8 protein-coding genes are annotated in these 12,211 nt (G+C 40.2%); all 8 read right to left on the bottom strand.

All coding sequences use genetic code 11. From position 1 onward, the window contains the following. Positions 1-113 precede the first annotated feature (113 nt). Entirely contained in the window at positions 114-2,156 is a 2,043-nt protein-coding gene (locus HMPREF0106_RS22415) for a RagB/SusD family nutrient uptake outer membrane protein (protein WP_004296578.1), read from the bottom strand. Positions 2,157-2,176: 20 nt separating this feature from the next. Then, positions 2,177-5,458, bottom strand: coding sequence for a SusC/RagA family TonB-linked outer membrane protein (locus HMPREF0106_RS22420; protein ID WP_004296579.1), 3,282 nt, complete (start codon positions 5,456-5,458; stop codon positions 2,177-2,179). Positions 5,459-5,763: 305 nt separating this feature from the next. Then, positions 5,764-6,558 carry an FAD:protein FMN transferase gene (locus HMPREF0106_RS22425; protein ID WP_074704420.1) on the bottom strand — a complete coding sequence of 265 codons (795 nt, stop codon included), beginning with the start codon at positions 6,556-6,558 and terminating at the stop codon, positions 5,764-5,766. A 157-nt stretch (positions 6,559-6,715) separates the two neighbouring features. After that, positions 6,716-8,065, bottom strand: a complete 1,350-nt coding sequence (locus tag HMPREF0106_RS22430) for a DUF1080 domain-containing protein (RefSeq protein WP_004302557.1) — start codon at positions 8,063-8,065, stop codon at positions 6,716-6,718. 65 nt (positions 8,066-8,130) lie between these two features. Next, positions 8,131-9,549, bottom strand: a complete 1,419-nt coding sequence (locus HMPREF0106_RS22435; protein WP_004296582.1) for a Gfo/Idh/MocA family oxidoreductase — start codon at positions 9,547-9,549, stop codon at positions 8,131-8,133. Between the two features lie 61 nt (positions 9,550-9,610). Next, positions 9,611-9,856 carry a hypothetical protein gene (locus HMPREF0106_RS27640; RefSeq protein ID WP_004296583.1) on the bottom strand — a complete coding sequence of 82 codons (246 nt, stop codon included), beginning with the start codon at positions 9,854-9,856 and terminating at the stop codon, positions 9,611-9,613. Next, on the bottom strand, positions 9,853-11,148 hold the full coding sequence (locus HMPREF0106_RS22440; protein WP_004323019.1) for a Gfo/Idh/MocA family oxidoreductase: 1,296 nt from the start codon (positions 11,146-11,148) through the stop codon (positions 9,853-9,855). Before HMPREF0106_RS22440 ends, HMPREF0106_RS27640 begins: the two co-directional genes overlap by 4 nt. Before the next feature lie 39 nt (positions 11,149-11,187). After that, positions 11,188-12,195: a family 43 glycosylhydrolase gene (locus HMPREF0106_RS22445; protein ID WP_004296585.1), complete on the bottom strand. Its 1,008-nt coding sequence runs from the start codon at positions 12,193-12,195 to the stop codon at positions 11,188-11,190. Positions 12,196-12,211: the final 16 nt, after the last annotated feature.

Raw genomic sequence — 12,211 nt, 5'->3', positions numbered from 1 at the left:
AAAGAAACCGACCTATAAATAGCAGAATATGTTCAAAAAACAACCACCGCAACTCGAGATTCGAAGTTACGGTGGCTAATTTATTATCTATTATTGAAAGCTTTCCTCATCTATCAGAATCTGTCTTCATCAGCCACAGCCTCTTCCCAAGTTTCCCATATCTGCACATTCGGATCATAACCATCATAACCGTAGTTCTGATACAAAGGAGCCTTTCCGTTAGAAACGATTGCTTTTTCAGGAATAGGCCAATAAATGTTATGTTTACCCATGATATAATTGATATCTGTTTTAGTAGCATTTACGTTAATAGTAACGCCTTTGTTGTACATACCTTTCTTTATGCAACGTTGATACCAATAGCTACCACCTTCAGAATCGGTGCCAGATTGCTTATCGAATGTTTCCACTTTATATGTATTCCCGAACTCGTCCGCTCTGCCGCTGATAGCCAAACAGAGTGACACACGGGTTAACTCTACATTACGCCATTCTTCAAAGAAAAGTTCACGCGCACGTTCATCCATGATATCACCGATAGTAACCTTACCTACATAAAATTCAGTACAATGAGCACGTTCTCTGATGATGTTTATATCATCCTTGATTGTTGGATCATCCGGATTGATATAGAATTTTACTTCTGCACGCAGCAGGTAGGCTTCCGCCAAACGATACAAATACCAATCAGCAATACTGCCATCCGTAGCTCCTTCCAGACCATTATTGGTTTCCTTAGCTTGATTGATGACATCATTCAGGCAGAAAATGTAATGAGGGACGTCATACCAACGACGAATAGTGTCAGAACACATCAAATCTCCCTTACGGGTAACAAGTTCATTTTTCTCATTGTAATAATCATCTTCTGCGTAAAGCTTAATATTTTGCCCAAAAAATTCAGAATCCGGATTATTACATTTCAGTTTCTCCATGTGCATCCAGTTTCCCGTCTCTGCACTATGCCGCAAATCGGTTTGATCCATTTTATCATTAACAGCCCACAAATCGTCTTGATAGAAAGTGGTAGTACGGAATGTAGATATACCACGTCCCAGTCCACGCATATAATCATATTCTTTACGATATTTACCATCTTTACGAGTATAGTTGAATAGAGCTTGCTTTCCATCAGGCATTTTGATTCTATTATCAAAGAAGAAAGGATACATAATACGCATAGTCAACATCGGGATGAATGATTCTTTAGCTGCTCCCCGGTTAGGCATACCCATAATCACTTCTTTGTTGGCAGCAATCAACTTGTTCTCCGGACGATGTAAATCCCAGATAACATTGCGGGTAATGGGCCATGATACAGATTCGCCGCCTTCAAAAAAGGTTCCGAAAGATTCTTTCATCAAAGAATAGCCTGATTTATCAATTAAGATATCCAACTGTTCCTTTGCCTTCCCGAATTCGCCAATAGACATATAGAGTTTAGAAAGCAACATACGGCAAGCGCCTTTATTTACCATACCAACATAATCCATATCTTTCTGTTCAGGAACCCATTGTACAGCAAATTCCATATCTGCTACCATTTTTTTCAGAATAGCGTCACGGTGAGTAGATCGATAGTTCTGCTTAGGAACTTCCGGAAGTTTTGTCAACAAAGGTACATGTCCAAATTGAAAAACTAATGAATAATAGCGATAAGCCCGATGGAAATAGGCACGGCCAATGTATTCGTTTTTCAATGTTTCGTCCATTGGTACATTACCAATAAACGAAAGTATTGTATTAGCATTTCTAACACCTTCAAAATTTTGTCTCCAGAAGAAGTATATACTGTTTGTGCGTCCTAGATTTTTTTCGTTAGTTTGGTCGCTGTTCGGCCTCAACAGATTGTCAACATTATCCAACAACCCGCTTTTATCAGTCGCAGACGGTACCATCAAATCTGAAAAAGTATATTCTGTGGGCAGTGCTATCATCTCTCTGGAATCTTCACTCACATAATTACGTTTAAGCTGACGGTCACAAATAGCCAATACAGATTTTATACCATTTTCCGTAGAAAATACAGTTTCCGGTTCAAACATTGTTTGAGGATCCGGATCCAAAAAACTTTCTGAACATCCGGTCAACATTAATGAAGTGCCTACAAATAAAGCTACACTTTTACAAATATATTTTTGAATATAATTTTTCATATACGTTTCTGTTTAAAAGATTAGAATGTTAAATTAAGTCCAAGCGTCCAAATACGAGATGCAAAATTTCCGGTTTCAGGGTCGCCATATCCTTCCCAATCTTTAGCCCATACAGCTGCGTTACGAACAGAGCCATACACTTTCACACGATCGATTTGTATTTTTTCCGTCCAAGCCCTAGGCAATGTATAGCCGACAGATATATTTTCTAAACGAATGAAAGAACGATTATATAATCTACGTGCACCTTTTGCACCTTCCGGGCCTTGCGCCTCGATACGTGCATATTTATTAGTAGGATTGTCTACAGTCCAATATTCCTTCGCATTCTTGTTCACCAATCTGTAAGTCATGCCGCCACCGTCGTCATCATTGTTCAAATACATACTTTCCAGACTCTTATGCCCCATACGAGAGTAAATATTCACAGAAAGGGTTAAATCTTTCCACAAGGTGAAATCATTACGCAATGCCCATGTAACCGGAGCGGCGGTTTGTCCTTGGAATACTTTATCATCATTATTATAGACAACCTTTACTAAATTACCATCAGCATCGTATTGGTCGTTAGCCGGATTGTTCCATACTTTCGGGTCTCCAGGAACCTGCCCGTATTTTTTAGCTTCTTCAACCTCATCTTTCTGCCAGATTCCCGTCACTTTATAATCCCAAATCGCACTAATAGGCTTATCGATAAACCAGCCGGCTGCCACATAGTCCGCTTCTCTTGAACCTACCACACTTCCAGTGGCATCCACTATATCTTGACGATCACCAAACAAATGTTTGATTCTGTTTTTATTATATGAGAGACTGAATGATGAGCTCCATTGGAAATTTTTCTTATCAATATTCAAAGTATTCAATGCCACCTCAAAACCACTATTATCCACCTGTCCTAAATTGGTAGTAATATTCTCAAATCCAGTAAAGTTAGACAAAGGTTGTCTCATAATCATATCTTTGGTACTCATTCGATAATATTCCAATGTACCTGTAATACGGTCATTTAAAAATCCAAAGTCCAATGCAAAGTTCCACGATTGTGTTTTTTCCCATTGCAGATTCGGATTCTTCATACGTTGAGCCATCAAATAACGCATTAAATATAAGTCACCTGAAGAAGTGATATAACCTTGCATTTTACCACCCCCCGGATAAAGATTGGCAAGTGCTTCGTAAGGATTTTCCAATGAACGATTACCATTTTTACCGTATGAAACACGCAGTTTACCACTATTCATGATATGAGCATATTTTTGGAAAAAATCCTCATTAGTGAATGACCATGCTATACCTCCGGAAGGAAACCATGCATAAGGATTATTTGCCCCAAAAGCCGAATAGCCGTCACGTCTGATGGTACCAGTAACCATATAACGATCATCGTAAGAATAGAATGCGCGTGCCATCAATGCATCAGCCGTTTGATGATTATCATCAGTTCTGAATGTACTGACAGACTTATCTCCATTCTGGGTGTTATGGAACCCAAGCGCGTCAGATGGCAAAATATTACGGGCTTCAATTCGGTCTGACCAATATTGGCGTTCTTCCGCTTCTTGCACAAATGTCAAAATAACATGGTGCTTGTTAGCAAAAGTCTGATCCCAAGTAATAGTATTGTTCAGAGACCAATTAAAACGTTTGGCCTGTTCCCGATTTGTTCCACGGTCATTAGGATTGGAATTAGGTCTTTCTGCAGACGTAAAATAACGGTCATAGAAAAATTGAAAACGGGGCGCAATATTAAACTGATAAGTGATGTTGAAAGGCAATTTTACTTTAGCATTGAAGATAGTATTCAATGTAGTATACCCTTTTTCCAATTGAATATATTGCTTCTCAAAATACCAGTTTGTTTCATTAGCACGGTCATATTGATACATCAAGGGGTCTTGTGTATAGTTTCCATTTTCGTCTTTCAACATGGCGTATGGACTGTTTTCCATAAAACCACCTTTATCCATGCCGATTTCACCATCCGAACGATCTTGAAAGTTTATATTTGCACCCACTTCAAACCAATTGGTTACTTTTGCATTTAGTTTCAAGTTTGCACGGATAGCTCGATAAGTATCGTCGACAAACGCTCCTTCATTGCGCAGATAACCTAAAGACATGTAATAATCCACCTTATCGCCGGCACCGCTAATGCTTACATTATAGTCTTGATTGAAACCTAATCGAAACGCTTCATCTTGCCAATCAACGGTCTTTCCCGACAAAAGATTGTCAAGTAAAGCCGTATCATATCTAAATCCTAAACGCCTTGCCCAAATACTAAGATCAGATTCTCCTTCCCGATTGGTTGAATAATTACGCCACTGTTCCAAAGACACTGCATCCGACAAATTATTAGGATTTCGGAAATACTCTGGCTTTGAAGTATATTCATTACCAGGTCTTGAATAAGCTGCATATTCTCCTGTTTCAGCATTCACACCATAAGTGTTTTTTTCTTTCCAGTCTACATAGTGTTGCAGATATTCGTCCGTAGTTTGCCATCTATCACGATAGGCAGCCTTTTGAGTTAAACCTACACTAGCTGTGAAATTAACCACAGGCTTACCTTTTTTACCTTTTTTCGTTGTGATGATGATTACACCGTTTGCAGCTTGTGCTCCATAAACAGCAGCTGCCGACGCGTCTTTCAAAACATCTATTTGCCCAATATCATCCGGATTAATTTCCGAGAGTTCTCCTTGAAAGAACATACCGTCGAGGATAATCAATGGATTATTATGACCACCATCTGTATAAACGGAACGTTGTCCACGGATCTTCATCTCACCGCCGCCTTTTGCGCCTGCATCACCTTCACCATAACCTACCACTAATCCCGGTGTTCCACGTAAAATGTCTTGAACTGTTTTAGGATTTTCATTGGCAATCTTATCAGGACGAACTTGAACGACCGAACCTGTTAAATCCTTTTTACGCATCGTACCATAACCCACTACAACTACTTCATCTAGCGTCTCTGAATCATCTTTCATTGTGACGTCAATCAGTTTTTTACCTGCTACCGAGATTTCTTGATTCTTATAACCAATATAACTGAAATTCAACACAGCATTTGAAGCCTTTACCACAATGCTATAGAACCCATTTAGATCGGTTACTGTTCCATTAGTGGTCCCTTTTTCCATCACATTTACTCCAATCAGCGGTTCACCCGATTGATCTTTCACATATCCCGTAATTTTAGAACTTTGAGCCTGTACTGTACCAAGACAAAAAGTCACCAATAGTAAGAACAATCCTACCCGAAACGTGAAACCTTCTTTTTTGTTTTTCATACTAAATAAATTTGAGTTAATATTATAAAGCTTATATTGAATCTATCTACTTTTATCCACGTTATATTTCAATAGTTACATCAATTTTATAATACAAAGTTACAAATGCAAATTTATCTCAAATAGTATTTTTGTCTCAAAAAACAAAAAAATCAGGTCATAACTAACTTTAGAGCATTTGTCTGTAGTTAACAATTAATTATGCTCCTATCTATACCCTAGCAATTGATTAGATAGTATCATTGGATATATATGGCCAATATAGTATGGTGGATATATATGACCAGCACGGTGAGTATATATATTCAGCACGGTGGATATATATATACACGACATTGTGCATATATACCCATCAAAGCTCTACGCTGTTCGCCGTCAGCAGCAAACAAAGCGGTAGACAATATTTCTCCTATCGCTCCATCGGGTGTAACCACAGCTATCTGTTGAACGCCTTCCACCAATTTCCCGTTTCGAGGAGAAACAATATGCCGACGTTCAGGAGAGTCATTACCGGAGGTTGTAAGACACTCATTATGAAGAAGTATATTATTGACTTTCCATCCCGATCCTACCGGATGATTACCTAAAGCAAGGACGGAACTGTTTCCTATATTTATCAATGCATTCTCTATCAAAAACTCATTCAGTATGCTTTTAATTGTATCCAAAGCATACCCTTTAAGAAAGCCGGATAAGTTGACAGTAACTCCCGGTTGTGAGAAATAGATGCTATGATCTTCGACTGATAAATGAACCGATTGTATCGTGTTCTGATTGTAATTTTCCGAATGGACTGTAATATCAAAACACCCCAGAGTCTTCCCGTTATATTTCAGGCATAAATCAATCATTGAATAGAGTTCTTCGCTAAGAACAACTGGTGAAGTCGGAGCAGTTCGGTTGACAAAAGACAATTCGCTGGCCGGATCATAAAAGTTCGCCATCTTTTCCAACCGGCACAATGCGTCATAAATACGATTAACCACAAGCAACAATTCTCTTTCCGTTTTCTGGCTATACAGGATAATATCCACCCGTGTATGCATGGAAAGAAACCAGGCATAAAGCAGTCCATTACCTTCATGGGATGGTTTATACATATGTTGAATAGGGACTTGCATCGTATAGTAGGACAAATTAGGCACAGATTACACGGATTTTACGGTTGTTCCAATGAAATAGCAACCGCGTAATCCATGCCTGAGTAAAAATCATAAGGAATTTTGACGTATCTCCCACAATAACATGGAATACACCTTATTTCAGTTCTTTAATCTTCACGTTCTTGAACCACACTTCGTCTCCGTGGTCCTGAAGAAGTATATTTCCTTCCTCCGGATTTCCGAAATTAGGCCAGTTTTTATATTTACTGTATGCTACCAATGCATTCCACATATCATTGTTACGATCATATTCAATCAATTTAACGCCGTTCAACCAATGTTCTACATGGTTACCTTTTACGATAATGGTAGCTGTATTAAATTCTTTCTTGTTGAAAGGTTTATTCTTAGGAGCCGGAATCAAATCATACAACGACCCTAGCTTTCTATTACCTTTCACACCCAGTTTTGCATCAGGATGTTTGTCATCATCAAGAATCTGGAATTCACAACCGATAGCAGAACCTGCACCTTTATTCATATCCGGGTTTACGAAATATTTAATTCCGCTATTTGCACCTTCAGTAATCTTAAAATCTACTTTCAGAATAAAGTTCTTGTATTTACGGGTAGTCACAATATCACCGCCATTAGCTGATTCAGCACCACCACTCTTCATTACTTTCAGAATACCATCTTCTATCTTCCAGCCTTTTGCGGGGAAAGTAGAAAGTTTAGCTCCTCTCCATCCATCAGTAGTCTTGCCATCCCATAATAGAGTCCATCCTTCTTTTGCTTCGTTCGGAGAAATCGTATTGGCAATCAGGTTCACTTCCGGTGCAGCTTGCGCTTCCGGTGTCTGATAGCGTTCTACGTCCGTCGTACAAATGCGGATATCTTTCCAACTAACTGTTTTACCTTCATCTGCCGCATTTCCAATGGCGTGCACTTGCAAAGCAATGAAGCCCACAGGAGTCATATCATCCCAGATATTAGCACAAGGTACTCCGTTTATCCAAGTACGAATTGAGTTACCTACAGCCTCAATACGGGCTTTATTCCATGCGTTATTCTTAAAAGCGGTTTTTGCCGACGGATTCAGCGTCAAAGGATAAAGCCAGTTTCTACGTGCCTCATCATAGATACCACCTGACCAAGCGCGTTTGGAAGGATCGATCTCAAACTGATAACCGTGTACACGACCCTTCTTATAATCTTTCTTGCTTTCACTACGAAGCTGTACTCCGGAATTTAAACCGTCATCGACCTTGAAGTCAAACTCAAGGATAAAGTCACCATAATTCTTTGTCGTTGCCAAAAAAGTATTGGGTGTTCCCATTTTAGATACACCGACAATGGCACCATCTACAATTTTATACTCGGCTTTGCCATTCAATTTCTTCCATCCTTTCAGGTTCTTTCCATTGAAAAGAGGTTCCCAATTCTGTGCACCTAAAGAAGCGGCACAGAATAAAAGTAAAGTTAATACGATATTCTTCTTCATAATCATTGATTAGTCTTTCCCACTCCCTTATATTCGAAGAAGGAATGGAAAAGGCTATTTTCTATTTATAATTTATAAAATTCATCCCAACCTTTACGCGGTGGAAGTCCCGCCAGCATTGCATTAGCAAATTCATTATTTGTAATCTGCTTCGTACGAGGGTCAAAGAACAACTGTGTATTAAGTCGTTGAGCCATCACACCCAGTGAGAATACCTGGCTCAACACACCATTGATTTCGAACGGCGAGCGTGTCTTTTCAATACCTTGACATGCCAGCAAGAAATTCTCGAAGTGATTGGAAGGACTTTTAGGAACCTCCGGCAACTTGTCTGCCATCTCTTTGGCTTTCTCTTCCGGAATAATAGACAAAGTGCTTCCATGACTACCACCCTTGAAGATCAAATCCTTAGTATAAATGATTTTTCCAGGATTCAACTTAGATTTCGGAGTATCTCCCTGATTAGTTACCGGGATGTTCGGATCTAATCCCGAAACTCCATAACCAGCAGGAATAGGAGGAAGATTATCCAGACCATCATACCAGGTAATATCTACCGGTGGCATTCCTTTACGTTGCGGGAAACGGAAGAGAATCGTGGAAGAATATGGGAAGAAATAATCATTATGTCCATTTGCGTATTGCATAGTGACTTCGTATGGCAATCCCAGTTCCAGGAATTCGTGAGCCGTGTCGAGGATATGTGCTCCCCAGTCGCCCAATGCACCCATACCAAAATCATACCAACAACGCCATTGTCCCAAATGATAATCTTTATTATACTCGTGATAAGGAGTAACTCCGAGCCAAGTGTCCCAGTCCAGATCTTTCGGCAGTTGCTGTCCCGAAGGAAGCTTATAGATATTAGTGTCCCACTTATGCCAACGGCGCGGGTTATTCATGTGGGCAGTGATAGCAGTAACGTCCTTGATAATTCCTGCATCCATCCAGGCTTTAAACTGAAAATAGTTTGCTTCAGAATGTCCCTGATTTCCTACTTGAGTAACCAGGTTCGGACGTTTAAGCGCAGCTTGCATCAACAGTTCCGCTTCATAGAAAGTACGTGCCAACGGTTTCTCCACATATACATGCTTTCCGGAAGCCAAAGCCAGCATACTGATCGGAAAATGCGAATGGTCAGGAGTAGCAATTGCTACAGCATCAAATTCGTTACCGGCCTTATCAAACATTTGGCGGAAATCCCTAAACTGCTTTGCTTTCGGATATTTAGCCATTATCTTTTGTGTATGTTTGGCACCCATATCTACATCACATAAAGCCACCACTTCCACCATACCTGTCCGTGCAAAGTCTTCAATAATCTGCTCTCCACGGTTACCAATGCCGATATAAGCAATTTTCACTTTGTCACCTCTTCCTTTTTTAGGTGAAGCGGTTTGCGCATGTAATAAATCACCGGTTCCTAATGCCAATCCGGCTGAAGCCATCGACATCGTTTTCAAAAAATCCCTTCGTGTTACCATAAATTATTCATTTTCATTGATATTGATTAAGTTCTTCTTTTAAAATTATATAGGAAAACTATCAACTCCTGCCCTTCTTTTTAAATAGTGCTTGCATTCCATAAAATAAAAGGCGCAAAATCCCCCAACAAGCATAAAGCACAAAAGTAAATATAATTATATAAAAAATAGACGTTATCATCTCCGTAAATGGCGCATGATAAGCAATAATTGCATAAAGATGTATCAAATTAGATACTACGAAACAAACGAGTAAAGTGATTAACTCAATTTTCTTACGTCGTGCGGTTACAATCGTGTCTTTCATATTGCTTCGGGTGTTTTTACAGATTGATGGTTCAGATAGTCTATTTTATACTCATCAGGGAAATAGAGCGTCCGTTCTTCTTCCAATGCCTGATGTCCCAACAAACAGAGCATACTTGCATAATATCCTTCTTCCGCGATGTTTTTAGGTTGTTTTTGTGTTATGACGGCCTCAACAAAAGCTTCCAACAACAATGATGTACCATCGCTCTTGGGACGTTCTCCGATAATGAATTCTCCTTTGTTTTCGTTTGCAGTTTCCGGTGCCCAGCTTGTTCCGGCAAAAGGCAGAGAATCGAATACCTTGTTCTCCCAGTCATTCACCATCTGCAGGAAGGCCGGTGCAGGAGCTACACTCTCAAAGTAATATTTTCCCTTTTCCGGTTCTACCGTTCCGAGATTACCCATGATCTGTTCTTCCAGTCCATAGAATTTATTGGAAATGACAGAATCGAATGTCATCTTTACCCCATCATCAAACACATATACACAACTCACATTGTCATACACATCCCTGCCATCTTTCCAATAAGTGATGGCACCGTGTCCCATCACCTTTTCGGGTATCTTACGCAAAGCCCAGCTTCCGATCTGAAGCTGATGGCAAGCGAGTTCCGTCATCAATCCTTTTGAGAACTCCTTGTAAAGACGCCAGTTTATCAGACGTTCCAGATTGGGTGAAGGTACCGAACGTCTCCAATCCCCATTCCGGTTCCAGAAGGTACGGATTGCATTTATTTCACCGAAGGTACCCGCATGAATCATCTCCATTGCTTTAATGTAACGAGGATCGAACAGACGCTGTTGCCCTGTGAAGAATATTTTTCCCGTGCTACGGTGTTTCTGATACATACGATAACATTCCTCCATCGTGAAACCTATCGACTTTTCGCAAAAAACGTGCTTTCCTGCGTCAAAAGCATCCAGCACTATCTTACAATGCGAACTAAGAGGAGTAGCCACGAGTATGGCATCTATCGACTTATCTTCCAACACTTCTCGATAGTCACCGTACACCTTGGCATTAGGAACGAGCTTCAGTGCTTTTTCAATAGACGGTTTATAAATGTCGCACAATGCAACAATATCGACTTTAGGATTTTTAGTCAGAAATCCCATTAAAAACTGTCCCCGGGAACCGGGACCGATAATTGCCAAACGACACTTTTCGTTTGAGGTGTTCATCACCTCCGAAAAAGCAGAAAGCCAAGGGCTTGCTGCAAGAAGAGTGCCAGCCCCGGCTATGCCTAAATTCTTTAGAAAATCCCGCCTGCTAATAGGGGTATGTTTCATGCTTGTGGTATTTAAGATTATAATTGGTTTATTTGAAAATCAGTTATTAAATACAGGTGCTTTTTGTGTTTCGTAAGAAGGAGATCCTCCCTCTACGTAAGGCCAACCTTCTTGGTCCCACTTGATCTGGTCCAACAACAGAATACGTCCGTTCTCCGGAGTTGATCTTGAAAATCCATGATACAGAAGCCAGTCTTGTCCGGCATCATCCTGGATAATCTGCGAACCGTGCCCATTGCCTACAAAATGATCATTCGCACCTATCACCAAAGAATAACCATTTTTCAACATCGGTTTACCAGTCTTGTCTTTGTACGGGCCCCATACTTTCTTGGAACGTCCCACTACGACTTTATATGTACTTTTCACTCCTTGACAACAACTTCCTATGGAGGCAAACATATAATAATAATCACCGTGCTTATGGATATAAACAGCTTCAAAAGCAGTTCCCGCTATTCTCTTTTTTTTCGCTCCCGACATGATCGACAGCCCATCCGCAGTCAGTTCAATAACATATATTCCCCGGAAGCTGCCCCATACCAAATAGTTTCTCCCCTCATACTGCAGGAGACTGGGATCGATCGAGTTCTGTACACCAATCTCATTACTGCGGAACATCTTACCATGATCCGTAAAAGGTCCCTGCGGAGAGTTGGCCGTAGCTACCCCAATTCCGCACGTTTGTTCTCCTCCCCACACCGACATTGCATAATAAAGCACATATTTACCGTTAATATAATTAATGTCAGGTGCCCAGATTCCAGCTTTAGGTTCAAACCTGGGACGAGTTTTATTCGTGAATGCAGTGTTGCAATACGTCCATTCCACCAAATCTTTCGACTTCATGATCGGAACGTTTCTGGTAGATTCGGTAGCATACACATAAAAGTAACCATCTGCAGCTTTAATCACCGTAGGGTCGGGCATGGCAATATCTACAACCGGATTCTTATAACTCACCGCAGACTTTGTCTGTGCTCTCCCCTGCGAAAGACAAGCACCTATCATGAATACGAAAACGAACAAATTTACATACTTTTTCATCAAATCATTCCTTTAA

This window comes from Bacteroides sp. D22 (assembly GCF_000163675.1).
In the GTDB taxonomy this organism is placed as follows: Bacteria; Bacteroidota; Bacteroidia; order Bacteroidales; family Bacteroidaceae; genus Bacteroides; species Bacteroides xylanisolvens.
Note: the sequence above shows the minus strand (reverse complement) of the source record. Positions and strands in the feature narration are given on the sequence as shown.

Coding starts and splice junctions, on each gene's coding strand:
- HMPREF0106_RS22415 (WP_004296578.1), bottom strand. CDS start 2,156: ATGAAAAATTATATTCAAAAATATATTTGTAAAAGTGTAGCTTTATTT.
- HMPREF0106_RS22420 (WP_004296579.1), bottom strand. CDS start 5,458: ATGAAAAACAAAAAAGAAGGTTTCACGTTTCGGGTAGGATTGTTCTTA.
- HMPREF0106_RS22425 (WP_074704420.1), bottom strand. CDS start 6,558: ATGTATAAACCATCCCATGAAGGTAATGGACTGCTTTATGCCTGGTTT.
- HMPREF0106_RS22430 (WP_004302557.1), bottom strand. CDS start 8,065: ATGAAGAAGAATATCGTATTAACTTTACTTTTATTCTGTGCCGCTTCT.
- HMPREF0106_RS22435 (WP_004296582.1), bottom strand. CDS start 9,549: ATGGTAACACGAAGGGATTTTTTGAAAACGATGTCGATGGCTTCAGCC.
- HMPREF0106_RS27640 (WP_004296583.1), bottom strand. CDS start 9,856: ATGAAAGACACGATTGTAACCGCACGACGTAAGAAAATTGAGTTAATC.
- HMPREF0106_RS22440 (WP_004323019.1), bottom strand. CDS start 11,148: ATGAAACATACCCCTATTAGCAGGCGGGATTTTCTAAAGAATTTAGGC.
- HMPREF0106_RS22445 (WP_004296585.1), bottom strand. CDS start 12,195: ATGAAAAAGTATGTAAATTTGTTCGTTTTCGTATTCATGATAGGTGCT.